The sequence below is a fragment of the Enterococcus sp. S22(2020) genome, from assembly GCF_020295385.1.
Classification (GTDB): domain Bacteria; phylum Bacillota; class Bacilli; order Lactobacillales; family Enterococcaceae; genus Enterococcus_L; species Enterococcus_L dunnyi.
The window spans coordinates 583,528-609,715 of record NZ_JACFUD010000002.1; the positions used below are offsets into that span (position 1 = coordinate 583,528).

At 37.7% G+C, this 26,188-nt stretch carries 29 protein-coding genes and 1 other annotated feature; of the genes, 26 read left to right on the forward strand and 3 right to left on the reverse strand.

All coding sequences use genetic code 11. The annotated features are described in order from the left end of the window. Positions 1–213 precede the first annotated feature (213 nt). The 3 genes from H3T55_RS05625 to H3T55_RS05635 are packed head-to-tail and all read left to right on the forward strand — an operon-like array spanning position 214 to position 1,808. Positions 214–1,062, forward strand: a complete 849-nt coding sequence (locus H3T55_RS05625; RefSeq protein WP_225533680.1) for a helix-turn-helix domain-containing protein — start codon at positions 214–216, stop codon at positions 1,060–1,062. Then, entirely contained in the window at positions 1,059–1,433 is a 375-nt protein-coding gene (locus H3T55_RS05630) for a VOC family protein (RefSeq protein WP_225533681.1), read from the forward strand. The genes H3T55_RS05625 and H3T55_RS05630 overlap by 4 nt, the downstream gene beginning before the upstream one ends. A 12-nt stretch (positions 1,434–1,445) precedes the next feature. Continuing rightward, the gene (locus tag H3T55_RS05635; RefSeq protein WP_225533682.1) at positions 1,446–1,808 is read left to right on the forward strand and encodes an MmcQ/YjbR family DNA-binding protein; all 363 of its coding nucleotides are present in this window, start codon (positions 1,446–1,448) and stop codon (positions 1,806–1,808) included. 47 nt (positions 1,809–1,855) lie between these two features. On the opposite strand, the gene H3T55_RS05640 is transcribed toward H3T55_RS05635, so the two are convergent. Further along, positions 1,856–2,593 (reverse strand): TraX family protein, encoded by a 738-nt coding sequence (locus H3T55_RS05640; RefSeq protein WP_087641045.1) that lies wholly within the window; start codon positions 2,591–2,593, stop codon positions 1,856–1,858. A 222-nt stretch (positions 2,594–2,815) separates the two neighbouring features. On the opposite strand from H3T55_RS05640, the gene H3T55_RS05645 reads away from it, so the two are divergent. From H3T55_RS05645 to H3T55_RS05655, 3 genes are all read left to right on the forward strand, one after another. Then, positions 2,816–3,466, forward strand: a complete 651-nt coding sequence (locus H3T55_RS05645) for a DUF4947 domain-containing protein (protein ID WP_225533683.1) — start codon at positions 2,816–2,818, stop codon at positions 3,464–3,466. Positions 3,467–3,578: 112 nt separating this feature from the next. Next, positions 3,579–4,046, forward strand: a complete 468-nt coding sequence (locus tag H3T55_RS05650) for a hypothetical protein (protein ID WP_225533684.1) — start codon at positions 3,579–3,581, stop codon at positions 4,044–4,046. A gap of 91 nt (positions 4,047–4,137) precedes the next feature. Further along, positions 4,138–4,938: a MerR family transcriptional regulator gene (locus tag H3T55_RS05655; protein ID WP_225533685.1), complete on the forward strand. Its 801-nt coding sequence runs from the start codon at positions 4,138–4,140 to the stop codon at positions 4,936–4,938. Positions 4,939–5,072: 134 nt separating this feature from the next. Here the strand turns inward: H3T55_RS05655 and H3T55_RS05660 are convergent, their stop codons facing one another. Continuing rightward, positions 5,073–6,407 (reverse strand): helix-turn-helix domain-containing protein, encoded by a 1,335-nt coding sequence (locus H3T55_RS05660; RefSeq protein WP_225533686.1) that lies wholly within the window; start codon positions 6,405–6,407, stop codon positions 5,073–5,075. A gap of 149 nt (positions 6,408–6,556) precedes the next feature. Next, positions 6,557–6,812 (forward strand) — a binding site (T-box leader). Between the two features lie 60 nt (positions 6,813–6,872). On the opposite strand from H3T55_RS05660, the gene hisZ reads away from it, so the two are divergent. The 10 genes from hisZ to H3T55_RS05710 all read left to right on the forward strand — a co-directional run bounded on the left by hisZ (position 6,873) and on the right by H3T55_RS05710 (position 14,197). Beyond that, entirely contained in the window at positions 6,873–8,066 is a 1,194-nt protein-coding gene (gene hisZ / locus H3T55_RS05665; protein ID WP_225533687.1) for an ATP phosphoribosyltransferase regulatory subunit, read from the forward strand. Continuing rightward, positions 8,059–8,697 carry an ATP phosphoribosyltransferase gene (gene hisG, locus H3T55_RS05670; protein WP_225533688.1) on the forward strand — a complete coding sequence of 213 codons (639 nt, stop codon included), beginning with the start codon at positions 8,059–8,061 and terminating at the stop codon, positions 8,695–8,697. The genes hisZ and hisG overlap by 8 nt, the downstream gene beginning before the upstream one ends. A 2-nt stretch (positions 8,698–8,699) precedes the next feature. Beyond that, complete coding sequence (hisD, locus tag H3T55_RS05675; RefSeq protein ID WP_225533689.1) at positions 8,700–9,980, forward strand: histidinol dehydrogenase; 1,281 nt, start codon at positions 8,700–8,702, stop codon at positions 9,978–9,980. A gap of 18 nt (positions 9,981–9,998) precedes the next feature. After that, positions 9,999–10,583, forward strand: a complete 585-nt coding sequence (hisB, locus tag H3T55_RS05680) for an imidazoleglycerol-phosphate dehydratase HisB (RefSeq protein ID WP_225533690.1) — start codon at positions 9,999–10,001, stop codon at positions 10,581–10,583. Further along, positions 10,584–11,210, forward strand: a complete 627-nt coding sequence (gene hisH / locus H3T55_RS05685) for an imidazole glycerol phosphate synthase subunit HisH (protein WP_225533691.1) — start codon at positions 10,584–10,586, stop codon at positions 11,208–11,210. Next, complete coding sequence (gene hisA, locus H3T55_RS05690) at positions 11,188–11,913, forward strand: 1-(5-phosphoribosyl)-5-[(5-phosphoribosylamino)methylideneamino]imidazole-4-carboxamide isomerase (protein WP_225533692.1); 726 nt, start codon at positions 11,188–11,190, stop codon at positions 11,911–11,913. The genes hisH and hisA overlap by 23 nt, the downstream gene beginning before the upstream one ends. Beyond that, complete coding sequence (hisF, locus tag H3T55_RS05695) at positions 11,903–12,658, forward strand: imidazole glycerol phosphate synthase subunit HisF (RefSeq protein ID WP_225533693.1); 756 nt, start codon at positions 11,903–11,905, stop codon at positions 12,656–12,658. The genes hisA and hisF overlap by 11 nt, the downstream gene beginning before the upstream one ends. Then, a complete protein-coding gene (hisI, locus tag H3T55_RS05700) occupies positions 12,655–12,960 on the forward strand; it encodes a phosphoribosyl-AMP cyclohydrolase (RefSeq protein WP_225533694.1) in 306 nt (101 codons plus the stop codon). The genes hisF and hisI overlap by 4 nt, the downstream gene beginning before the upstream one ends. Positions 12,961–12,973: 13 nt before the next feature. Continuing rightward, a complete protein-coding gene (hisE, locus tag H3T55_RS05705) occupies positions 12,974–13,285 on the forward strand; it encodes a phosphoribosyl-ATP diphosphatase (protein WP_225533695.1) in 312 nt (103 codons plus the stop codon). 69 nt (positions 13,286–13,354) lie between these two features. After that, entirely contained in the window at positions 13,355–14,197 is an 843-nt protein-coding gene (locus H3T55_RS05710; protein ID WP_225533696.1) for a class I SAM-dependent methyltransferase, read from the forward strand. A gap of 230 nt (positions 14,198–14,427) precedes the next feature. On the opposite strand, the gene H3T55_RS05715 is transcribed toward H3T55_RS05710, so the two are convergent. Continuing rightward, entirely contained in the window at positions 14,428–14,802 is a 375-nt protein-coding gene (locus H3T55_RS05715; protein ID WP_225533697.1) for a DUF4828 domain-containing protein, read from the reverse strand. Between the two features lie 173 nt (positions 14,803–14,975). Between H3T55_RS05715 and sfsA the strand changes: the two genes are divergently transcribed. From sfsA to H3T55_RS05765, 10 genes are all read left to right on the forward strand, one after another. Next, a complete protein-coding gene (sfsA, locus tag H3T55_RS05720) occupies positions 14,976–15,713 on the forward strand; it encodes a DNA/RNA nuclease SfsA (RefSeq protein WP_225533725.1) in 738 nt (245 codons plus the stop codon). 8 nt (positions 15,714–15,721) lie between these two features. Continuing rightward, positions 15,722–16,723, forward strand: a complete 1,002-nt coding sequence (locus H3T55_RS05725; RefSeq protein ID WP_225533698.1) for a Gfo/Idh/MocA family protein — start codon at positions 15,722–15,724, stop codon at positions 16,721–16,723. 26 nt (positions 16,724–16,749) lie between these two features. Beyond that, positions 16,750–18,018 carry a DEAD/DEAH box helicase gene (locus tag H3T55_RS05730; RefSeq protein WP_225533699.1) on the forward strand — a complete coding sequence of 423 codons (1,269 nt, stop codon included), beginning with the start codon at positions 16,750–16,752 and terminating at the stop codon, positions 18,016–18,018. A 33-nt stretch (positions 18,019–18,051) separates the two neighbouring features. Next, entirely contained in the window at positions 18,052–20,766 is a 2,715-nt protein-coding gene (locus H3T55_RS05735) for a sigma-54-dependent transcriptional regulator (RefSeq protein WP_087641062.1), read from the forward strand. 133 nt (positions 20,767–20,899) lie between these two features. Then, positions 20,900–21,238, forward strand: coding sequence for a PTS sugar transporter subunit IIB (locus H3T55_RS05740; protein WP_140405341.1), 339 nt, complete (start codon positions 20,900–20,902; stop codon positions 21,236–21,238). Positions 21,239–21,279: 41 nt separating this feature from the next. Then, a complete protein-coding gene (locus H3T55_RS05745) occupies positions 21,280–21,597 on the forward strand; it encodes a PTS lactose/cellobiose transporter subunit IIA (protein ID WP_087641064.1) in 318 nt (105 codons plus the stop codon). A 90-nt stretch (positions 21,598–21,687) separates the two neighbouring features. Further along, positions 21,688–22,962, forward strand: a complete 1,275-nt coding sequence (locus H3T55_RS05750) for a PTS sugar transporter subunit IIC (protein WP_087641065.1) — start codon at positions 21,688–21,690, stop codon at positions 22,960–22,962. A gap of 659 nt (positions 22,963–23,621) precedes the next feature. Continuing rightward, positions 23,622–23,873, forward strand: coding sequence for a hypothetical protein (locus H3T55_RS05755; protein ID WP_225533700.1), 252 nt, complete (start codon positions 23,622–23,624; stop codon positions 23,871–23,873). 297 nt (positions 23,874–24,170) lie between these two features. Then, positions 24,171–24,494 (forward strand): hypothetical protein, encoded by a 324-nt coding sequence (locus tag H3T55_RS05760; RefSeq protein WP_225533701.1) that lies wholly within the window; start codon positions 24,171–24,173, stop codon positions 24,492–24,494. A 789-nt stretch (positions 24,495–25,283) separates the two neighbouring features. Continuing rightward, the gene (locus tag H3T55_RS05765) at positions 25,284–25,781 is read left to right on the forward strand and encodes a tetratricopeptide repeat protein (RefSeq protein WP_225533702.1); all 498 of its coding nucleotides are present in this window, start codon (positions 25,284–25,286) and stop codon (positions 25,779–25,781) included. Positions 25,782–26,188: the final 407 nt, after the last annotated feature.

Sequence of the window (26,188 nt, forward strand, 5' to 3'; positions counted from 1 at the left end):
AAACATAGAAATGGTAACGTTTTCTATGTTTTTTACTACATGATCTCTTCTTACTCAAAAATGAAAGAAGTCCATGCAGTAGAGAAATATTAAAATTTGATTAAGATAAATGCAATGGAGAAATTTAAGCTTCATCAGATTGATGTTATAATGATAGAAACAAACGATAGTGAGAAGGAATCACGAGTGTTTTGATCAAAGGAGGACAGTTGTATGACAGAATATGTTCCTAAAGTTTGGCAGGAGTTGACAAACCATTATCAAGAGATCCAACCTGATCTGCGTTTGCGTACATATATTCAATCCTATTGGTTCAGCTACACTCGAGCAAATCAGGAGCCGGCTCGCATTATTCCAGATTTATGTTCAGACTTGATCATTCAACTGAGTCTGTCATTAGAGATTTTATCCATTGAACTTTGCGGTCCGAGTACTGCTTTTTTTTATTCCTATGCTGAAAAAGAACTCCTTCATTTAGGGATTCGTTTTCATTTAGGCGGGATGTATCCGTTTATAAATCATTCATTCAAAGAAATGAAAAATCAGCTTAGACCATTGGCAGAAGTGGAAAAAGCTTTAGCTGAAGAACTGGCAGTTCAGCTTTCAGGAAAGACAACTGTTGCTGAGCTGATCTTGGAGTTGAATCAGCATTTCCTAAAGCTACTAAATCGTGTGGATAGACAGATTTCTGCACCGATACCACTCTTCATCCATGTTTATTCTGCTTATAGATCCTATGACATGCTTCTTGCTAATACACTGATTTCAGAACGGAGCTTACAACGTTTGTTCAAAGAAGAGATTGGGTTGACTCCGTATGAAGTATTTGATGTATTGCGTTTTCAGAAGGTTTATCAAGAGATCTTAATGAATCCTCAGATAAAACAGCTGGACTTGGTAGAAAAATATGCATTTTTCGATCAGTCTCATTATAGTAAGAAAATGAAAAAAATGACCGGTTTAACACCACAGAAGATCAACAAGCATGTCGGAATAATACAAGACAAAAGTATGACACTTGATTATACTAAAGAAAAAACAAGAGAAGGTGAAGTCAAATGAAACTTGATATGGTAGGAATCATCGTAGAATCGATGGAGGATGCGATTCTATTTTACGAACGACTAGGTTTCCAAGCGGTGGGAGATAAACAGGCGGACTATGTTGAATTAGATCATGCAGGAATCAGAATTTCATTGAATACAAAAAAGATGATCGCAGGAATTTACGGTTATCCGCCAAAAGACGCGGGAGATAAAATCGAGTTGGCATTTCTATGTGAATCTACTAAAGAGGTAGATCAAGTCTGTGATAAGATGAAAGGATTTGGCTACGAATTATTTAAAGAACCCTGGCACGCTTTTTGGGGACAATATTATGCGATCATCAAAGATGTGGACGGCAACCTGTTGAGTCTTTTTTGTAATGAGTAGGAGGAAGTTAGGATGGATGAAAGAATCGATTATTTAAAAGAGGCTGCTAAGAAATGGCCAGGAGCTTCCGTTTATTATCGTGAAGATTGGGATTGTGACTATTTTGAAGTCGAGAAGAAAGGATTTTGCATGCTTGGTCAAAATAATCAGGGTGAGCTAGTTATGACAGTTAAAGGCTTACCTGAAGAAAATGAGATTTTGCGGGAACAATATTCAGATGTCGTTCCAGGTTATTATGCGAATAAAACTCATTGGAATTCGTTTAAGTTGGAAAATTCCTCCTTTACAGAGGAGCAGCTGGTATCCTTTTTAAAACAATCTTATGCGTTAGTTTTAAGCAAATTACCAAAAAAAGTTCAGGAAAAATATAAGTAAAAAGCAACACTGCTTTCGACCGATCAGTCGTCAGTAGTGTTGCTTTTTTAACGGTGAACTGTTGTAGCAATCAAGGCAATCAGCCATAAATGGGCTGGATAAAAAACATAAAAAAGATATTTAAAGAACGGACTATTGCTGCCTTTTTGTCCATTATACAAATGAATGAACGGAATTACAGTGATAAATAGAAATTCCGGATTTGTTTCTAAAGTCATTTTGATTGTTTCTAGCGAGTAGTCAGGTAAACCAACGATCACCATGAGCAATAGACAGACAGAAAAAATCAAATACCCCAAATCTCTTTTCTTTGAACGAGTTCTGAAAAAATAACTAATCAGCATAAACGGAATAATAACAAATCCACCTTCAACCATTCCAGTTATAGAAATAGCGAGTAAGATGAATGCCAGTATACTTGCAGAGATTCTAAAAAACGGTTCTTTGATACGAATGGCAAAATCGATTGCCCATAAAAGGCTGACACCGACCGCTAAGGTCAGAAAAATATTGTTATGGAGCTGCCAAATCGATTGTTTCAAAACCGTCATGTTCAGTAGCGTGTTACCTGCGAACATGATAAAGGACCAGCTGTATAAGCGGAGCAGATAGTTTTTTCGATTACGAGTGTAATGGAAGCCTTCAACAGCCATAAATCCGAAAAATACACCAACACAACGCGTCAATATATTGAAGGGGACAACAAATTGTGGAGGTAGTAACGGAGCTAGATGATCCAGTACCATCAAGCCCATCATAAATAGTTTTAATTGGTTTGCGTTCATTTTTATTCTCCTAAATCAATTATTCATTACATTTACCAGTATAAAAAAAATAATCCATTTTAGCGTGGGATTTAACGAACAATCATCTTACAAAAATGTGCGTAGACGAGCAAGTCAATGCAAGGTAAGTAGCTATGTCAGCCATTCAATGATGTTTATTTTCATTGCAGGGTATGATAAGCTTGATATAGGTTGGTTGATTGGATTAAAGGAGAATATACAATGAAAAAGACGATCATCGTTTGTGGGTTGATGCTGTTATTTATCAGCGGCTGCGGACCCAAAAAAGAAATAGAAACAGAGAATACAACAAAAGAAGTAACGATTTCGAGCAGTACGGTTGGAAGCACGACCAAAGAAACAAAGTACAGTACGAAAGAAAAAGAATCTTCAAGTACAAAGGAAAGCAGCAAAGAGAATACAAAAGGCAATGAAGCGCTAAATGACTCGCTATTTGTTCCGAATCCGGAAGATGATGATGAAGAGGTAAGTTATGAATCGTCAGGTGATGGAAATATTTCCGCGTTTGTGCCGGATTATTCACAATATACGAAAGCTGAAGTTATCAGTAAACTAGGTGAGCCAAGTCAAATCATTACAGATACAGCGGTGATCAGTGAGCGACTTGAGGGCGGAGAGTGGGAGTTGATCAAAGCTCAATTTGACGAAGGCAAGCTAACTGAAAATCAAGCTAAAGCGTTTATGTTTCAAACGAAAGACTTATCTTTGGCCGCATCGTTCAGTATGGAACTTGAATTACTTGTATATGAAGATCAAAATAAGCCAAATGTTTACCTGTCGGAAGACAGTGTTCAATTTATCACACCAATGACAGACTATATCCACTTTAATGGAAAGATCGAGACACTTTAAAAATATAAGAATGATCCAACACTACCTGTTCTGAAAAATTGCACTGAATTGCCTGCAGTTTTTTAGAACTTTTTTAGAATAAATAAAAATCAAGAGGAAAGAAGGAAGCAAGATGAGACCGGAAATCCAGTGTACGTATCAAACAATAGGAGCAGCTGCAGCAGAAAGAAAAAGTCAAACAACCCTTAAAATCATGCAATTATTTATCGAAAACGGTCAAATCAATATCGGTGAAAAGAGCTATCCGATCGTCTATGGAGATCTTTATTTTATCGCTGAAAAACAGAGCTACTCAATCACTGAGACCAATGAAGAGCTTATTCAAAGTACGATAGAAATTTCAGCTGAACATTTAAAAAAAGTAGCGAAATTGCTTGATTTTGAATCAGAATATAAGCAGATTTTCGAAGAACGAGGCAGCTTTCAAGTTGCTTCTCCCAGATATAAAGCGATCGATCACCGATTCAAAGAGGCTGCTAGTGTATTCAAAAAGGACCAACCTTTTGCTGAAGCATTGTTTTTTTCACGTGTGCTTGAATTATTGAATTATGCTGTAGTGATGATCAAAAAGACAACGTAAAAAAGTTTACGATTTACAGTTGACCTTCCCCTTACTGGAAGCTATATGCTAAGAATGTCTCGAGGCAAAAATAAAAAATCAGGAGGTAACCATGCTATCGATTGGTGATTTTTCAAAGGTTTCCCAAGTGTCAAAGAAAGCATTGCGTTATTACGATGAAATCAATCTATTAAAACCAAGTTATACAGACGTAGCCAGTGGCTATCGTTATTATGATGTCGATCAGCTGGAGACGATTCTGCTGATCAAACGGCTAAAAGAATATACGTTTTCTTTAGAAGAAATCAAACAAGTATTGAATAGCGGACAAGATCAAGTGTTGCTGCAGCAAACGATCACTCAAAAGAAACTAGAAATCACCCGTAAGATGCAGGATTACTCCTTGTTGCTGGATCGTTTAGATAATGATCTGTACACACTAGAAAAGGGGAAAAAACTAATGACTTATTTACAGAAAATCGAAGTGAAATTAACTGAGGTACCAGAGAGAAATATTCGTTCGATCAGAAAAACTATGAATGTGAACGAATATGGTCAATGCTTAGCCGAGTTATTTGAGAAAATAACGATAGAAAAACTAACACCCACAGCTCCGCCAATGACGATCTATCATAGCCCGGACTTTGATCCGGAAAATGCTGATATGGAACTGGCAGTTCCGGTTGCGGAACAGACAAAAGAGACTCAAATCCTTTCTTCTTCTTTATGCGCATTTTCTACGTATGTCGGTCCGTACGCTGAATTAGATTCAGTTTACAGTAAGTTAGTAAAATGGATTGAAGAAAAAGGCTATAAAATGGCTGGAGCACCTTTTGAGATTTATCAAACAGATCCGAATACGACAGAGGCAGATAAAAATGTTGTGGATGTTTATTTTCCGGTGATGCTTTAACAAAAATAATGAATAAGCAAAGAAGATAAGAAAAAGTGGTTATTTCGAAAGGGCGCCTTTTTTCTGACTATCTATTCGGCTTTGAAGACCGAAACAAAACTGATACTTCGTTTTGTCTCGGTCTCCTTGTTTGTTTAGTGACTGATTTCTTTAAAAATTGATTGTATCAACTTTTGTTGATGGATGATAAATGTCAGCATGTTCCGATTAGCTGCTGCCAAGCGTTTAAACGTCTCATCTTTGTTTTCTTGATCTTCAAAATAGGCGACACAAATCAGTTGAATAGCGCAAACAACATGGAAACCTACTGCTTTTTCAGCTTGTGATAAAGGTGATTCTAAATCGTACCCCTGCAAAATAGCGGCTAAAATTGACGGCCATTCATCATACTGACTTGGAGTCATTTGACTTAGAATACTGGTGGCGCAATAACAGGGATCAAATAAACGAATATTTTTCTCAGATAAATCAAAGTCGATGAATCCGTTGACAGTTTTTTCTAAGAATAGGATATTGCTAAAATTAGGATCGCGATGGATGATTTGAATCGGCAACTTTCCTTGGAACTGTTCAAACGCAACAAGATAGTTGTCAAAAAAATCATTTGGAATAGCTAGATTCCATTGCTGTGCTTGCTTTTTTACGTTAGGAACAGCCCAAGTTTTGAGTAACGAAAATAAATCAGAGGTGTCGCATAAAATTTGAGTATCCAACGCTAAAAATGCTTGGTGAAGTCGGGCGATTGCTTGTCCATAAGCGAGTGCATATTGTTTTGATCGCGATGAAAGGATATCTTTGAGGGATAGAGCGGCACCATCGATCCCTTTTTTTAATAAAATCAAAGAGTCGTTTTCAATAAACAACTGTCCGTTTCTTGTAGGAATTGGCAAAGAAGAAGCAAAGTTTTGTTTTTGCAAAGCCTCTGCGATGGCGATATTTTTAAGCTCGCCACTTCGATCTGTGGTTTGATGCAAAAAGTATTCTTCCCCAATTGCCCAGACATTCTTGGTATGATTGAAGCTTTGAACAGGAGAAACATTGTTTATTTTTAAGGTTGGATCGATAGGCCAATTTTTTAGTAGCTCTTTTATTTCTCGTGTGTTTAAACGCATAAAGGTCACCTCCAGGAGTTCTATATTTTTTATTTCATTTTTATGTATTGCTAAATATTTTCTAGGGGAGCAGCCGTATTCTTTTATAAACGCTTTGTAAAATCCAGCGTAAGTATCAAACCCATACAACGCAGAAGCGGATGAAAATGTTTGCCCTTGTTGGGCAGCTTGAAGAACCTTTTTTAAGCGTCGGTCTAATTGATAAGCTGAAAAAGATTTTCCTATATTCAAAGAGAATAGTCGATAAAAATAGTAAACAGAATAACCGCTCTTTTTTGCTAGTTCTTCTGCTGTCAGATCGACAGTCAGATGTTCCTCGATCTCGTTCAGTAAGTGATTCAACATATCTGGTGTCATAAAAAACTCCTTTATTACGAATAAGTTTAGTATACCTGATATGTTTGCTAAAAAGATTTCCTGTGGTGCGAAGTTGTATTTTCCCAAAATAACTATTGACTAAATTCAAAATTCGTGATAAATTGTTTAGAAATATATGAGAATCAAATGAAAAAACGGTGATCAGAATAGTAAATGAATCGATTCGTTTCAGAGAGTTTCCGGATGCTGCAAGGAAATAGCGATTCCTCATTGAACACGCCTGTCAGTTGTTTTTCTGAAAAATCATTCGGAAATTTATTATGAATCAGTAGGAAAAATCGGAGAGCCCGTTATCGCTTTTTAGTTATTGAACTAGCAGAGGTTTTTGTCGTGAGATAAAGACGAATCTGAGGTGGGACCACGTGAAAATTTCTCGTCCTCTTGGCTTATTTGCCAAGGGGACGATTTTTTTATTTAACAAACAGCTTTTGAGGAGGGAAAAAAATGAAATGGAACCGCAGCTTACCATCAGGAACGAGAGATAAATTATTTCGAGAAGCTAATGGTGCTTATCAATTAGAAAAAAAAGTCAATGATGTTGTGACACATAGAGGTTATCAACGGGTAGATACACCGATCATCGAGTTTGAGGAAGTTTTTTTGAATAAAGACAGCAATCTGCAAGACTGCTACCGCTTTTTTGATAAAAATGGACGATTGTTAGTTTTACGTCCTGATATGACTAAGCCGATCGGTCGGGTAATTGCTACAGCAGGAATCCAGCCGCCATTGAAATTATCATATAGCGGGAAAATTTTTAGAGCGAATGATGAAATGTTAGGAGAACAAAATGAGCTGACACAAGCGGGCATCGAATTGATCGGTTATTCTTCGCTGAAAGCAGAAGTGGAGTGTTTGGCTTGTGCAGTAGACATCTTAAATACATTGGCTATTCCCAACTTTCACATCGAGTTAGGGCATGCCCAAATTTTTCGTTTGATCGTTTCGTCATTAAATTTAAACGCAAAAGAAAAAAGTGGCTTACAAAGCTGTTTTGAAAATAAAAATTTGACTGATCTATCACGATTCACGGCAAAACATCCAAGTAAACTAGATGCGTTTATCCGTGCTATCCCGGAATTGTTTGGTGAAGCAACAGAAGTTATAGAGAAAGCAAGAACGATACTGCCAAAGGAATCAGAGATCATGCAGGTGATCGGGGAATTGGAAGAATTGACAACAGTGATGAACAGACAATATCCAGACTTGTCATTGACGCTTGATTTAGGTCATGTGGCATTGATGGATTATTATACAGGTGTTTTATTCAGTGGCTATGCAGACCTTGCAGCAGATATCTTTTTACGGGGCGGTCGTTATGATCATTTAGCTGAACAATTTGGCTCGAAGATGATTCCGGCTGTTGGTTTGGGCATCAATTTAGATACTTTAGTAGCGATCCAGTATCAATGCGGAGAACTGGCTGCTTTGAATCAACCAACAACATTAGTTCATAGTTCACTAGCTTCCTTGCCGCAAGCAGAGGCTTTAGTCAAAGAAAATACGGGGTATCAATTATCTCTATTTGACTCGTTGGAAGAAGCACTGAATTACGGGAAAAAATGGCACTATAAGCAAATCATTGAAATCGATGAACAGGGAATCCAGACGAAAAAGGCGGTGAATGAATATGACTAAACTAACGATTGCCTTGACCAAAGGACGATTAGAGAAGCAAACGCTGGCACTTTTTGAAAAAGCGGGGATCGATATTTCATTTATGATGGACAAACAACGGAAATTGATTTTCGACAGTCCTGATCGAAGCTTTACTTTTTTATTAGTGAAGGCAGCGGACGTGACGACCTATGTTCGTCATGGTGTGGCAGATATTGGGATCGTCGGGAAAGACGTTTTGCTGGAAAATCCCTTTGGTTATTATGAAATGCTGGATCTTGGGATCGGAAAGTGCAAATTTTCAGTCGCTTCGATACCAGACTATCAGCCGAATGATTATAAAAGAAAACGGATCGCTACAAAATATCCCACTGTTGCTTCTGAACATTTTCGAGCGAAGGGCGAAGATGTAGAAATCATCAAGATCGAAGGCTCTGTCGAAATCGCGCCTGTTTTAGGATTAGCAGATGCAATCGTTGATATCGTTGAAACAGGAACAACACTAAAGGAAAATGGGTTGGAAATTTTTGAAGATATTTGCCCTGTTTCTGCACGTGTGATCGTCAATAAAGCGAAGTTAAAACGAAAACGTCAAGCGATTTTTCAATTATTTACGGAGCTGGAAGCGGTTATTGAAAGAGAGGAGCGATGAGGATGAAAAGATTAAAAGGAGAAGCATCTGAAATTTTAACAGCATTGCAACGTGAACATACGCAAGTACAAAATGATACACTGGAAGTAGAAGTACAAGTTGAAACAATCATTAAAGAAGTTGCACAATATGGGGATCAGGCACTTAGACGCTATTCCAGCCAATTCGACCACGTCGAACTAACGCAGCTGGAGGTTAGTAAGGATACGATCGAACAAGGCTATATCCGTGTAGAAAAAGAAGTGATCGACAGCTTAAAAAAGGCTAAAGAAAATATCATTAGTTACCATGAAAAGCAAAAGCAGTCTAATTTTATGGACAGTGAAAAGTCAGGTGTGATACGCGGACAATTGGTTTTACCTTTAGAACGGGTAGGGGTGTATGTGCCTGGCGGGACAGCAGCATATCCTTCTTCTGTATTGATGAATGTCTTGCCGGCAAAGATCGCAGGAGTGAAGGAAATCATCATGGTCACGCCGCCGACAAGCTCGGGTATTCCAGATGTGATCTTAGCAGCAGCAAAAATTGCAGGAGTTGACCGAGTGTTTCAAGTGGGCGGCGCACAAGCCGTAGCTGCACTAGCTTATGGCACGGAAAGTATTTCTAAAGTGGATAAAATCGTTGGACCTGGAAATATTTACGTAGCCACTGCTAAAAAGCAAGTATTTGGCTTAGTCGGTATCGATATGATCGCGGGGCCTTCAGAAATCGGAATTTTAGCAGATGAAACAGCGAATCCAGTGTATATAGCAGCAGATCTACTTTCTCAAGCAGAACACGATGTCTTAGCGAGAGCGATCTTGGTGACGACTTCTGAACGATTGGCAGATCAAGTAGAAAAAGAAGTTTATAAACAATTACAAACACTCCCTCGTAGAAAGATTGCCGAGCAGTCTATTGAAAACAAGGGACAAATTATTATCGTTCCTACAATCGAAGCAATGTTTACCGTCATGAACGAGATCGCTCCAGAGCATTTGGAAGTTCAGCTTCCTGATCCGATGAGCTACTTACATGAAATAAAAAATGCCGGCTCCATCTTTTTAGGTGCCTATGCCTGTGAACCCGTGGGTGACTATTTTTCTGGTACAAATCACGTGTTGCCAACAAGCGGTACAGCAAAATTTTATTCACCTTTAGGAGTTTATGACTTCGTAAAATATAGTCAAGTGACATACTATACAAAAGAGGCATTAGCAGATGCGAAAGATGCGGTGACTATTTTAGCTAGAAAAGAAGGCCTGGAAGCTCATGCTCGCGCCGTTGATTATCGTTTTGACTAAAGTTAAGGAGGAAAGAATATGAGAACAGCAGCATTAAACAGAAGCACTGCAGAAACGAAGATCGAATTAAGGTTGAATTTGGATCAGCAAGAACCTGTAACTATTCAAACTGGTGTTGGCTTTTTCGATCATATGCTAACATTGTTTGCTCGTCACAGTAGGATCTCTTTAGAAGTTAACGTGAATGGCGATTTGGAGGTGGACAGCCATCATACTGTAGAAGATGTAGGAATTGTTTTGGGTCAGTGTATAAAGGATGCGTTAGGAGATAAAAGAGGAATAAATCGTTATGGAACAAGCTTTGTACCGATGGACGAAACATTGGGAATGGCTTCACTGGATTTGAGTGGCCGTTCATTCTTAGTATTTGATGCAGACTTTGATAATCCTAAATTAGGCGCATTCGATACAGAATTGACTGAAGAATTTTTCCAAGCGCTAGCTTTCAATACACAAATGAATCTACATTTAAAAATTCTACATGGAAAAAATACACACCATAAAATCGAAGCATTGTTCAAAGCAACGGGTCGCGCATTACGAGAAGCGATAACAGAAAATCCGGAGATCCAGGGAGTCAACTCCACGAAAGGAATTTTGTAGATGATCATTATCATTGATTACGATACAGGAAATACACGAAATGTTCAAAAAGCCTTAAATCACGTAGGACTTGAAAATAAAATTTCTGCAGATCCACAAGAAATTTTAGCTGCAGAAGGACTGATTTTACCTGGTGTGGGTGCTTTTTCTTTAGCGATGAAAGAATTAAAACAACGCGGATTAGTAGAAGTGATCAAAGAAGCAGCTCAGCGAGGAACACCAATATTAGGCGTATGCTTAGGGATGCAGCTATTATTGGAGGGCAGTATGGAAAATGGGTTTACAGAAGGCTTGGGATTGATCGAAGGCATCTGTGAGCGACTGCCGGAAGATCCTGCAATGCCAGTTCCGCATATGGGATGGAATGAATTGGTCGTGACAAATGACACACCACTCACAAAAGAAGTACATGGAAAATATGTTTATTTTGTTCACTCTTATTATGCTGATTGTGAACCGGATGTCATCGATGCGTTTGTACAATACTCGATCAAAGTACCTGCGATGATTTCAAAAGGAAATATTTTTGGCACACAGTTTCATCCAGAAAAAAGTAGTGATGAAGGATTGACCATTTTACAAGGGTTTAAGGAGGTTATTGTTGATGCACGTATTACCAGCGATTGATATTCGTGAAGGAAAAGCAGTTCGGTTAGTCCAGGGAGATTTTTCAAAGAAAACGATCGTAAATGAAGACCCATTAGCTCAAGTCAATGAATTTCACAAGGCTGGTATCCAGATGATCCACGTCGTGGATTTGGACGGGGCATTATTGGGACAGGCAGAAAATGCTTCATTGATTCAGCAAATGAAAGAAAGCACAGGGATCAAAATTGAAGTTGGCGGAGGTATTCGGACATTACAGCAAATCGATGAGTATGCAGCGCTAGGGATCGATCGAATGATCATCGGATCTGCTGCATTGACTGATCCAGACTTAGTCAAATCATCGGTTGAAAAGTATGGCGATAAAATTGCAGTAGGGATCGATGCGAAAGAAGGGCGAGTTGCAGTCAGCGGCTGGCTGGATGTCAGTGAAACAGACTACTTACAATTAGCGAAAGAAATGGCTGCAATCGGTGTCCAGACGATCATTTACACAGACATCGCAAAAGATGGCACCTTGACAGGACCAACGATCGAACACTACCAAGAACTAAAAAAAGTAGTGCCGCAGATGAAGCTTATTGCTTCCGGCGGTGTTAGTTGTAAAAAAGATTTGACTGATTTAGCAGAGTTGGACCTTTATGGGGCGATCGTAGGGAAGGCTTTCTATAATGGGGCGATCACATTAGCAGATATGCTGGAGGTGGAAAATAGTGCTGACTAAACGAATCATACCTTGCTTGGATGTGACTGAAGGGCGTGTCGTAAAAGGGATCAATTTTGTAGATCTTAAGGATGTGGGCGATCCCGTTGATATTGCGAGAGCATACAACGAACAAGGGGCAGATGAACTTGTTTTTTTGGATATTACAGCGACCAGTGATGAACGAAAAACAATGGTCGAGGTTGTTGAAAGAACAGCAGCGGAAGTATTTATTCCTTTGACAGTAGGTGGAGGTATTCGCTCTGTTTCAGACATGAAACAGCTGCTACAAGCAGGTGCAGATAAAATATCTCTTAATTCGGCAGCTATCAGTCGACCTGCTTTGATTCAAGAAGGTGCTGAAAAATTCGGTTCCCAATGTATCGTAGTGGCGATCGATGCGAAAAAAACAGGTGATTCCTGGCATGTTTTTGTAAAGGGCGGTCGTGAAGATACTGGGCTAGATGCAGTAGAATGGGCTAAAAAGGCAGTTGCTTTAGGTGCAGGGGAAATTTTATTGACAAGTATGGATGCCGATGGTACTAAAAAAGGATATGATCTTGCTTTAAATCAAGCGATTTGTGCAGCGGTCAATGTTCCTGTCATCGCTTCTGGCGGCTGTGGAAATGCTGAAGATATTGTAGAAGTCTTTAAAGAGACGACGGTTTCAGCAGCATTAGCTGCAAGTATTTTTCATTATGGAGAGGTCAAAATACCAACCTTAAAAGAAACACTAAGAGACAATGGAGTGGAGGTGCGCCGATGAAGCCAGATTTTTCTAAAGGATTAGTACCAGCGATCATTGTAGAAGAAAGCAGCAAAGATGTGTTGATGTTGGCATATATGAATGAAGAGAGCTATCAAAAAACGCTCGAGACGAAAAAGACTTGGTTTTATTCTCGTTCGCGGCAAAAGCTCTGGAACAAAGGCGAAACAAGCGGAAATCAGCAAAAGGTCAAAGAAATTGTACTGGATTGCGATCAAGATACATTACTGATCACTGTAGAACAGACGGGACCTGCTTGTCATACAGGTGCTCACAGCTGTTTTTATAATGTGATTATTTGAAAGGAGCATAATGATGATCGAACAATTATATGAAGAAATTCTATTACGGAAAAAAGAACCCAGAACCGGCTCATATACAAATTATTTATTTGATCAAGGTCTAGATAAGATTCTTAAAAAAGTCGGAGAAGAAGCAACTGAGGTAGTCATTGCAGCAAAAAATGATCAAGCAGAATTAGTTGCAGAAACCTCAGACTTGATTTATCACATGTTAGTCTTACTGGCAGAAAAGGAAATTCCTTTAAAAGCCATTGAACAAGAATTAAAAAGCCGAGAGGGTCAGTTAAGCAAGACCGAAGAGAGAAAACCGATCGACAGGCTTTAAGAATAATTATTCAGATAGCAGAATTTTTTGAGTTTATGCTATAAAAAAAATGAAAAGAGTGCAGTACTAATGCCAGTAAAGCAAATAATTCATTACTTTAATGAACCTAAACAATATGAAAAAAGTGAACGGGAATTTTGGCTAGATCCCTATATTTCTAAGCAGCTATTGAAAGCACACTTAGATCAGACGAATGATGGTGCAAGTAGAAAGCTTTCAGTGATCGACCGCTCAGTTGATTGGCTAAATGAAGTTGTTCCGGTCGTTGATTTTAAAAAAGTGATCGATTTAGGTTGCGGCCCAGGGCTTTATGCAGAACGCCTAGCAAAAAAAGGATACGAGGTCACTGCTATTGATTTTTCCAAAAATTCAATTGATTATGCAAGATCAGCTGCTAAAGAGCAGAATTTGGCTATAGATTATCGATGTGAAAGTTATCTTTCATGGAAAGAACAAGATCAATATGATTTGGCTCTACTCATTTATTGTGATTACGGAGCCTTATCTTTTGAGGATCGAAAATTATTGCTGAAGAATATCCACGCGTCTTTGAAAAAGGGTGGAAAGTTGGTTTTAGATGTTTTTTCACTACAGAAACTAACTGATTTTCAGTCTGAAAATAGCTGGAAACTTTATGAGAGTGATAGTTTTTGGTCAACTGGAAAACACGCGGTGATATCAAGAAACAAACGATATGATCATGGCATTACTTTAGAACAGACGATCCTGTTGAAAGAAGATGACACGGTCGAAAATTTTAATATTTGGCATCAATATTTTGATTTACACAAAATAATAAGTGAATTGGAAGATGCTTCTTTTGAAATTACTGCTTACTATGCTGATGTTTGTGGAAATGAATATACGGAACAAAGTGAAACAATTTGCGTGATCGTAGAGAAAAAGGAGTAGGACAATCAGCCAATTACCTCTTTTGAAGCAGTGATAATAAGTAGGGAAGTAATAGAGGCTGAAATAGAAATGACTTACCGAAAGTTCTTTTTTCTATATTAGTCTTTTATTTTTCAGCGAACAATAAAAAGCCCTATAAAAGTTGTACGTTAAAATGACAACTTTTATAGGGCTTTTTCTGTCAAAGTAGCTTTAAGCAAGAGCCTATGTTAAGCCTATTTGATATACTCCTAAGACACCGCTTCTAAAACATATGTCGCATCATCCGCTTCATCATACAAAGATACAGGTTCATCATTGATACATTGGACGATCAGATGATACCCATATTCATCTTGCACAACTAAGCGCTTACTTGTTAATTCGATCAAGCTATGATCGAGATTTTTTCCATCGATGCTGATTTGTAAGTCCTCTTCGATACTTAACGTATGCTGTGTTGCTTTTTGTTTATTGACGAACCACCATTTACCGATATAACTTTTATATAAATTAGGAATACTAGTACCTGTTTGTTGTTTTTCTTGTTGCTTTTTCAAAAACAACGAGCCGGCGATTCCAGTAATAAGTGATGCGCCTAAAAATAATGACCAGTGTTTTTTCATACTATCAATCCCCTCTAGTTCAATCATAGCATGAAACACAAGAACCGACTATTGGAAAATCTTTTCCTATAAAAAAACTTAATGAACGCATGGCACATAAAATTGAATGAAAAGTTTGACAATGATTTTTCAGTCGAAATATGGTATTGTTTTGATGAGAGGGTGTTACAATGATCACATATCCAAACGTGCATTTAGCACATTTTATAGATAGACCAAATCGTTTCATTGCCACCTGCAGGATTCAGGCAACTGGTGAAATCGTGACTGTTCATGTGAAAAACACTGGTCGATGTAAGGAATTGTTCTATCCAGAGGTGGAAGTTGCCTTATCTTATCAATCGTCGCCAAAAAGAAAAACAGCGTACGATCTGATCGCAGTAAAAAAACAGGATGCTTGGTTCAATATCGATAGTCAGGTTCCTAATGCTTTAGCAAGTCAAGCAATTTTAGACGGTACGATTGTTTTGCCTGGACTTAAAGGAAAGATCACTTCTGTCAAGAGAGAAAAACGCTTCGCTCATTCACAGTTTGATATACTAGTAGAGACAGATACAGGCAATCAAGCGTTTGTTGAGGTCAAAGGAATGACGCTAGAAAATCAAAAAATCGGTGCATTTCCTGATGCACCGACGCTCCGTGGCCTAAAGCATGTGACAGAGCTGATCGAAGCACTTAAAGAAGGGTATCAAAGTTATGTTTTGTTTGTTGTTCAGTTTCAAAATATTCAGGAAGCAACGATCCATACAATGATGCAGCCGGCATTAGCGGAAATGATTTTATCAGGACAAAAACAAGGATTAAGCGTCATTGCTTACAATTGTCTTGTTACACCTGATACAATAGCAGTAGCACATCAAGTTCCATTTGATGTAATGAAGAAGTTTGAAGATCCAAATTCAGAAAGGTGAGGGTAAAGATGATTCACTTAGGTATTATTGGAACAAACTGGATAAGCCATCAATTTGTCAAAGCAGCATTAGAAACAAATCGTTATGATTTAACAGCGGTTTATTCACGTAAATTAGAAACGGCACAAAAATTTGGTGCAGAATATGGCGATGTAGAGTATGCAACTGATTTAAAAACGTTCTTTGGCATTGCACACATGGATACTGTATATATTGCTTCACCTAATTCCCTACATTTTGAACAAGCGAAACAAGGGATTTTGGCAGGGAAAAATGTCATCGTTGAAAAACCAGCTTTTTCTACACCAGAAGAAATGGCTGAAATCATTGAATTAGCGAATCAACAAAAGGTATTTTTCTTTGAAGCTGCTCGAAATGTTCATGAAAAAAGCTTTAAGAAAATCGCAGACTTATTACCACTTAAAAACCAAATCATGGGTGCAAACTTTACCTATATGAAATATTCTTCCCGCTATGACCAAGTGTTAGCTGGACAAGAACCAAATATTTTTTCTCCACATTTTTCTGGCGGAGCAATCGCTGATTTAGGTGTTTACCTAGTGTATGCAGCAGTCGGTTGGTTTGGTATGCCAAGTGAAAGTCATTATTTTGCCCGTAAGCTGCCGACAGGCGTCGATGGTATGGGCACGGCAATATTACGCTATGACCTATTTGATGTAACACTGCAAACGGGTAAAAATGCAGATGCCTTTTTAGATTCTGAAATTTATTTTGAAGGCGGCACGTTGATTTTAGATAGTGTGAATGCAATCAGTAAAGCAGAATTTCATGACCGCAATCACCAAGAACGTGACATCATTTCGATTACGACAGAAGAAAATCCAATGATCGAAGAAGCACACGATTTTGCGGATGTTCTCGAAAATCCTAATGATCCAGTTCAGGGTGCCCGTTACGAAGAATGGGTGGAGTTATCACGCAATGTCAATAAAGTATTAACAACCTTAAGAAAAAGTGCCGGCATTGTTTTTGATGCGGATAAAGAATAAATCGTTTTAAATAAGAAAGGATTACTATGACATTTATCAAGAATACACCAGAAGCTTGGCAAGAACATTGGCAAGCTTCTGGTTTTAGCGAGCCGTCGATCATCCAGGCAAAAAGCTTTCAGCCACTTAAAGAAAAGCAAAACGTTTTAGGGATTTCACCCACAGGCTCAGGAAAGACCTTAGCCTATGTACTGCCCCTTCTTCTAAATGTAGAAAAAGCGCAAGGGAGTCAGTTACTGATTTTAGCACCATCACAAGAGCTGGCTATGCAGATCAGTCAGGTTGTTCGTGACTGGGCATCACTACTTGAGCTAAAAACACAATTGTTGATCGGCGGTGCTAACGTTAGCCGCCAAGTAGAAAAGTTAAAAAAGAAACCAGAAATTTTAGTAGGGACACCAGGACGTGTGCTGGAGTTGATCAAAGCTAAAAAAATCAAAAGCCACCTACTGAAAACGATCGTGATGGATGAAGTCGATCAATTGTTCCATGAAAAAGAAATGAATTTGACGAAACAGATTTTGACTAGCGCTCCGACCGACTTTCAGCTTGTCTTTTATTCTGCGACAGCGGATCGAGTAACTGAAGAAGCACAGAAACTAGCAGAGCAGCTGACGATCATCGATGTGACGGATGAAGATCATTCTGCTGGAACGGTCAATCATTATTATATGAACCTGTCTCCGCGAAAGAAAAGCGCATATTTAAGAAGCTTGTCTTATACATCAGATTTTCGCGGCATGGTTTTCTTTAATCAAGTAGCTGATCTAGGTGCTGTAGAAGAAAAATTAGTTTACGAAGGACTTTCAGTCGTCAGTTTAGCTTCAGATCAAAATAAAGCATTGCGCAAATTAGCGATCGACCAGTTTAGCAATAAAAAAGCGGTCATGCTTTTAACGACGGATATTGCTGCTAGAGGATTAGATTTTGAAGCAGTGCCCTATGTGATCAATACAGAGGTTCCATTATCTGAGGAAAGCTATATTCACAGAGCTGGCCGAGTAGGCAGAATGGGTGCTTCTGGAACTGTGATCACATTTGTCAATGACGCGACGAAAAGAGACTACCAACGTATATTGAAGAAGATAGGCTTGAACACTCAAGAAATTTTTCTTTATGAAGGTGCGCTGCATTTGACAAGAAAAGAAAAAAGTTTAACTGAAGAACGAGCTGCTTCAAGTGAAAAAATAAAAAAGGTCCCAACTGAACAACGAAAAGAGAAAGTAAAAAAGAGACCTAAAAATTCTAAGAATAAAGGGGCTAGACGAAAAACGTCCCAAGGCCAAAAAGAGTAACGATGTAAAGGTCCTGATTTAAGGAGGATATCCATGAAATCTAGAAAAGATGAGATTCTTTCAGTATTAGAGTCGAAAAAACAAGGGATGACAGCAGCAGATGTTGCTGAAGAATTGATGATCGATCGTAGTAATGCCAGTCGTTATTTAAGTGAGTTGTACAAAGAGCGCAAGATCATCAAAAGTGACGGGCGTCCGGTTGTCTATTCCATTGCCGCAGAAGAAGAAAAAGTTCATGTTGATAGTTCCAGTGAAGTGACCTTTGACAATTTAGTTGGAGCCAACGACTCATTGAAAGTCAGTATCCAGCAAGCCAAAGCCGCTATTTTATATCCGCCTCGCGGGTTGCACACCATTATTTTTGGAGAAACAGGGACAGGGAAATCCCTATTTGCTGAATGTATGTATCATTTTGCAGTCGATTCTAAAACCTTAGCACCGGATGCACCATTTGTGTCCTTTAACTGTGCAGATTATGCACAGAATCCTCAATTGCTTTTCGGACATATTTTTGGAGTGAAAAAAGGTGCGTATACAGGCGCCAATGAAGATAGTCCCGGCTTGATGTCTGAAGCGGATGGCGGTATTTTGTTTCTTGATGAAATTCATCGTTTGCCGCCTGAAGGTCAGGAAATGCTATTTACTTTTATCGATAAAGGAATTTACCGTCCTTTAGGTGAAAGCGGGCAGACTTATGAAGCATCGGTACAAATCATTGGTGCGACAACAGAATCTTCGGAAAGCTTCTTAACAACATTCAATCGGCGTATTCCTATGGCGATCACATTGCCTTCATTAGATGCTCGTTCACTTGATGAACGGTATGAAATCATTTCCTTGTTTATCAAGCAGGAGGCTAACCGTTTAAATCAACGCATCGATATCAAACGTGATGCGATCCTTGCATTCATGCTGTATGATGCAGAGGGCAATATCGGTCAGGTAAAACGTGATTTGAAATTAGTGTGTGCCAAATCCTTTCTCCATTATCGAACACACAATGAAGAAAGTTTAGTAATTAGAAAAAGTGACTTGCCGCTGCAAGTGCAAAAAGGACTATTGAAAATCAAAGAAGTTTCTGATCGATTGGATCGATTTGTAGACAGTAAAAGTAATTATCTTTCGTTTGAGCCTGGTACAAACGAAGTTGTATGGTCTCAAGATCCGGCACGTGATATGCAGGTTTATAATGAAATCGAAGAAAAAGTTGCAAAGCTGTCAGCCAATGAACTAGAAAACGTCGACTTAGAGCAATTGATATCCAGTGATATGGATGCCTATTTCCAAACCTATGTGGATGAATTGACCCAAAATCCTGTGCACAAAGAATTATTGCCGGAGCATATTTGGAAATTGACAGACCGCTTGTATGATATTGCTGAAAAAAGATTAGAGCGTACATATAACGAAAAAGCACGTTTTGCCTTTGCGTTGCATTTACAAAGCACAATCGAGCGTGTGCGGGAAGGACATGTGATTGTACATCCCAATTTAAATAATGTACGCAAAAACATGAAAAAGGAATTCCAAGTCGCAATGGATCTTTCTGCGATCATTGAAGAAGAGAACAATATTGAGATTCCCTTTGACGAGATCGGTTTTATCAGTATGTTTTTATCGATCAATTTAGGCAACAAAGAAAAAGTTCATGTCAATAATGTGGGTGTAGTCGTACTGATGCATGGAGATTCAACAGCTTCCAGTATGCTGAAAACAGCGCAGGAACTTTTGGGGACGGAAACGGGCGTAGCGATGAACATGCCATTGACGATGGAAGTTCAAACGATGTATGAACAGCTCAAAAGCTTTGTTTTATCGCATCGGGAAGAATTAGCGAATGGCATGCTGCTTTTGACGGACATGGGTTCACTGAATTCATTTGGAAATCTGATTTTCGAAGAAACTGGGATTCGCACAAAAGCTATTACGATGACAAGTACGATGATCGTTTTAGAAGCGATCCGAATGGCAAGTGTAGGTAGAAGCTTGGAAGATATTTATCAAAATATCCAAATGTCCTTTGAAAGTATCATTAGAGAACAATTCCGAACAAGTCCGCAAAATCAAAAGGAAATCAAAAAAGCGGTGGTTGTCACGTGTTTCACTGGGGAGGGCGTTGCAGCAAAATTATATCAACGGATCTTACCTGTGATCGATGAAAATAAAGTTGAGATTATTCAAATGCAGTTTTTGGAACGCGAAGCTTTTAAAAAACATATTGACGGTTTGATGGAAGAATATGAGATCAAAGCAATTGCTGGAACGGTGGATGTTGAATATCAAAATATCCCCTTTTTCTCAGCCTTCGATATTTTCGACGATGAGAAGTTGAACGTGCTAAAACGTATTGCCGGCGATGAGGTTCCAACAGAAAAAATCGTGAAATCATTGAGTGGAACAATTACAGCCGTCGACTCACTACAAAAGCTGATCGTCATGCTGCAAAAAACGGTCCATCAAATCCAAACGGATATGCATATTATTGTAGAACCTGGCGTTGACGCGGGAATCGTGATCCACTTAGCATTTCTAGTGGATGCTAGTTTAAAAGGAGAACCGACCAAAGAATTTGATGGCTTAGCATCATTCTTGAAGAAGAACCGTTTGGAAGCAGACGTTACCAGAACAAATTTAATGGTGATCGAAAAGGCTTATCGGGTCTCTTTCACGGAATCGGATGTCGCTCATGTCACAAGAATGTTTTTAGAAAATAAAATAAAAACAACAACAGAATACACACACAATTAAGCAGTGTGTATGATGAAAAATAACAGTGTGTACACAAAAATAAGCAGTCAAATCCCTTTGTAGTAATGGGTTTTGATTGCTTATTTATTTTGGCACGCTTCTTGCTTATATAAAAGTATCACCAAACAAAAAAATGAAGGAGTGTCAGAAAATGGCCAAAAAAACAATCATGTTAGTATGTTCAGCAGGAATGAGCACAAGCTTACTAGTAACAAAAATGCAAAAAGCAGCAGAAGAACGTGGAATGGAAGCAGATATCTTCGCTGTATCAGCATCAGATGCAGACAATAACTTAGAAGCAAAAGATGTAAACGTCTTATTATTAGGTCCACAAGTTCGTTTCATGAAATCACAATTTGAACAAAAATTAGAACCAAAAGGAATTCCATTAGATGTGATCAATATGTCAGACTACGGTATGATGAACGGCGAAAAAGTATTGGATCAAGCAATCTCTTTAATGGATAAATAAACAGTCAATCAAAAAATAAAAAGTGGATAGGAGTTTTACAAATGGAACAACAAAATTTAGAAGCAGTAATGGGTTTGATCATGTTCGGTGGAAATGCTAAAAGCGATGCAATGGAAGCGATCGCAGCAGCCAAAGCTGGGGACTTCGAATTAGCAGATCAAAAAGTGAAGGATGCAGAAGAATCTCTAGTACAAGCACATCACGCGCAAACAGGCATGCTAACTCAAGAAGCACAAGGAAACCACATGGAAGTTACATTATTAACAGTTCACAGCCAAGATCACTTGATGACATCGATCGCCTTCACTGACTTGGCAAAAGAAATCATCGACTTATATCGTCGTATGGATAACAAATAAGAAAAACAACGTTTTTGAACGGGACGTTGTCAACACGATTTGAGAAGCATTCAGCTTTTTAGATAAATATTGTTTAGGGGGAAACACAAAATGAACAAATTTGTTCAATGGATGGAAAAATACTTCATGCCAAAAGCATCTGTGATTGCGGCACAACGCCATCTAGTGGCTATTCGTGACGCATTTGTCGTAACGATGCCGTTAATGATTTTAGGAGCACTTGCAGTGCTGATCAATAACCTACCGATTCCAGGATTTTCAGACTTAATGGATAAGCTATTTCCAATGCTTGTCAATGATGCACCGATCTGGAAGAGCTTCGGTGGAAATATCTGGAATGGTACCTTTGCTATTTTCTCAGTTTTGATTGCCTTTTTAGTTGCTTATAATTTAGTAAAATCTTATGGTAAAGACGGCATCGCAGCCGGAACTGTATCTGTTGCTTCGTTCTTCGCAGTTGGCGGACTTAGCGGTATGGATGCAACAGGATTATTTATTGCTTTAGTTATTGCACTTATTTCAGGAGAAATCTTCCAAAGATTAGTTGGAAACGAAAAATTAGTGATCAAAATGCCGGATGGTGTACCACCAGCAGTGGCTAAATCATTTGCTGCATTACTGCCAGCGATGATCACGATCAGTTTATTCAGCTTGATCACATCTATTTTCTTCGGATTCGGCGTTGAAAATATTGTTGTATCATTCTACGAAGCAGTTCAAAAACCATTTATGGGCTTAGCAAATAGCTATCCGTCAGCATTATTGTTGGCATTTATTACACCATTCTTATGGTTCTTCGGTTTACATGGTGCAAATATGGTCGATCCACTGATGCAAACGATCAATGTACCAGCGATCGATGCAAACATCAAAGCACTTGAAGCGGGCGAAAAAATTCCGTATATCGTTAACAAACCTTTCTTTGATTCATTTGTAAACTTAGGAGGAACAGGCGCAACATTAGGTCTGTTGATCGCAATCTTTATCGTAGGGCGCAAAAACAAACCTTACAAAGTCATCACAAACTTAAGTTTAGCGCCAGGACTTTTCAATATCAATGAGCCAGTGATGTTCGGACTTCCGATCGTATTAAATCCGATCATGTTTATTCCATTTATCATCACACCAATGGTTCTTGTGACAACAGCTTATGTTGCTACAGCTAGCGGGCTAGTGCCAGGTGCGACATTTATGCCACCTTGGGTAACACCACCGATCATCGGCGGGTTCTTGGCAACGAAGAGTATTGCCGGCGGTGTTTTAGCCGCAGTCAACTTATTGATCTCAGTTTTGATCTACATCCCATTTGTTAAAGTGGCAACGGATCAATTCTTGAAACAAGAACAAGAAGAAGCAGCGAAGTAATAAGTAAAAAACGCTCGATCATTGAAAAATGATCGAGCGTTTTTTTGTATGATGTAAAAGCTATTCGATAGGATGGATGTTGATTTCATAAAAAAATGCACTTCAAAAATGGAAACCAATGTGTGGTTAGATTATTGAATGCTGCTGTATCGTTATATACAATGGCTCTGTAGGCACATTAAGTGTGCATTTTATTTATGTTGAATAATGGACTAGTAAATATAGGATAAAACTATTATTTGAAAAAAATGATAAATATTGCGAGTGTAAGGAGAAATCAGTTTTTTTGAGCAGATGTGGAAGGATCGTTTTCTTTAAGTTAGGACTAAGTGTAAAAATGTCTATGCCAAAAACTATATGTCTATAACCGATGTTTATGATATGCTTTAAATAGAGGTGATTTAATGAAATACACATATTGTTTGATAGTGGATTTAGTGAGATTACTTCTTTAGGGAAAATTGAAACATTATGTGGATTGTCAAGGATTAAAGAAATTAGATCAAGGGTTTAGAAAAATAGTGATGGTAGTTTTTCAATTAGAAGCAATGTATGGATAAATGAATAGGGTGATTGGAAATGATTTTTCACCAAGGAATTCTAATGGATGAATAGGCCGTCAAAATAGATCAATAACTAAAGGAGAAAATGAATAATAAATGAAAAAGATTTTTATAGCAAGTCAAGTTTTATTAGCAATTAACCTGTTTATACTCATTGTTCCACCATTTGTGTTTTTAATTGTATTTAAACTTTTTCCGGGTATAGATTCGACTGAAAATGGACTTGGAGCCTATCCATTGTTTTTCATGATATGTGGAATTGCAGGTTTATTTGTAACTATTCCATTATCAGCCATAATGATTGTACTATACTGGTTATATAAATATAAATTCAGCAAAAAGCGTTGATCGAAGGGGACTCAAGTATGTTTATTTTACTAATACCGACTCTTATTTTTTTGAAGTAGGAATTGTTCATTTGAAACAATTATAGGAACTCAAGAACATTCTGCTGCCACTCTTAATATTGGAAAACTGATTGAAATTGGAGATATTATGATTATACGGTATGATTTGGAGATTAATAAAGGTGGATCAGGTCTATTTGACTATATTGAATTTGAGGTACCTATTGAGAACGCTAAAAAATTGAGATATGTATAGAGAATTTAAAAGGATTATTAATTGAAGAAAGAATGAGAGAGAATGATTTCAAGAACTTGGCATGGCGCTGTCCCAATGAAACATAAACAAGGATTTTATGAATATGAATTAATTACTGGAGTTGAAGAAACAAAAAATACTAAGGGGAACTTAAGCACGTTTTTGAAGGTTGTTGATCAAGGAGACTACTGTCATTTCTTTTTATGTTCGATATGGGAAGATATTGGGGCAATGAAAAGCTTCGCTGGGGAAAACTTTGAAATCGCTGTTACTTATCCTGAGGATGAAAAATATGAATTGATTTCAGATCCGTTGGTAATAGTACAAGAAGTAGTTTCTGATAAAAACCCGTTTGATATTATATAAATAAAACTATGTTATCCAAAAGGACCAGTGTGCAAATTATTTTGGAAATAGACTAGAGCCCCAAAAAGGAGCTGATATTATTTGGTATTATTGTCGGAATTCTTTTGTACTCTTCTGAAAAAATACAGAATACAGCAAAGTAAAAAGCTTAGAATTAGAGTTCCAGCTATCCCAGCGATAATTGTTGTTGTGGTTAAAGAATTTGGATTTCTTGAGATATTATAGACAATCAAAAAAGTACTACAAAGGATTGGAACCAAATAGACTGCCTTTGATTTCTTTTCTGAGAGTGAACAATAAAGTGTTGAAATAAGCATAGCAAAACTAACAATAGTTGGAGTATTCATAGATAAATAACCTCTTTCCTTATTTGATAAATGAATCATATCATTTATCATTTGCCATTCATGCTTACAATCGTGTAGTGATTCTTACGGATTTGTAAGGAATACTTCTGTTTTAAAGTTCAAAATAAAAGAAAGTAATTATGAATAAAATAGTAAACTTGATTTAGTCGAACATTTCTAAAAAGGATCGTTTGGAAAAGTAATTGATTTTTGTTAACTGAAATGTGAAGTCACCAAGGAATAATCAAAAAATTTAGAAGGTGAATAAATGAGAAAATATAAAAAAAGAAGAATAATTTTATATGTTTTGGCAGGTATCATTGTATGCGAGCAATTGAAATAATAAGAAATTACGACTCTGAATATATATTAGGAAATGCTACCTAAAAGGATCAGTAGTAGCATGCATAAAATCCAAAATCAATAGTTAGGATGGTAATCAATGAAAAATAATATAAATGATGCTCTACAGCTAAGGGAAGAAGGTAAACTAGAAAAATCTAACCAGTTGTTATTGGAACTATTAAAAAATGAAAATGATGATCCTTATTTAAACTATCAGGTTGCTTGGAGTTTTGATATCTTAGAAAGAGAGTCTGAAGCAGTAAATTATTACGAAAAATCGATCAAGAACGGTTTAGATGGTGCCGACTTAGAAGGGGCATTTCTTGGTCTGGGCAGTACATATAGAACATTGGGTAAGTATGATCTAGCTGCAAAAACATTAAAGAGCGGGATAGAAAAGTTTCCAAATAATAATGCGCTTAAAGTTTTTTATTCAATGGTGTTATACAACTTGAATCAGTCTTCAGAAAGTATGGAAATTTTGTTACGCTTAATTGCCACAACCTCTGAAGATAAAGAGATTAGAGCTTATCAAAAAGCAATAATGTATTATTCAGATAAATTGGATAGAATTTGGCGAGAAGGGTTCTATTGAGATATGTATAGAGAAGTTAGTGCTTTAACAAATAGGATGAGTATTGAAATGACTGGATTTCTTAAAGAAATAAATGGTAACTTATATAGAAAGATCACTAAGAATCTTAAAAAGAATCGGTAGCAACATGAATGAGATCCAAAAACTATCATTAGGCGGAAAGCAAATGGAAGAGAATGATAAATATTATGAAAGTATTTGGATATGGAAGACTTTTCTGTAATTGTGAACGATTTTGAAAATTGGACTGAAGCAGCGCAGAATATGTGGGCATCTAAAAAAGGATCAGTAACAAGTGCCTGCCAGAGGGACTTGTTACTCGCATTATGACCCTGAGCTGCAAAGGCGAATGATGCTTATCATGTAAGGAGAGAAAAACTTTTACCATCCCATTTAATAGAAATAAT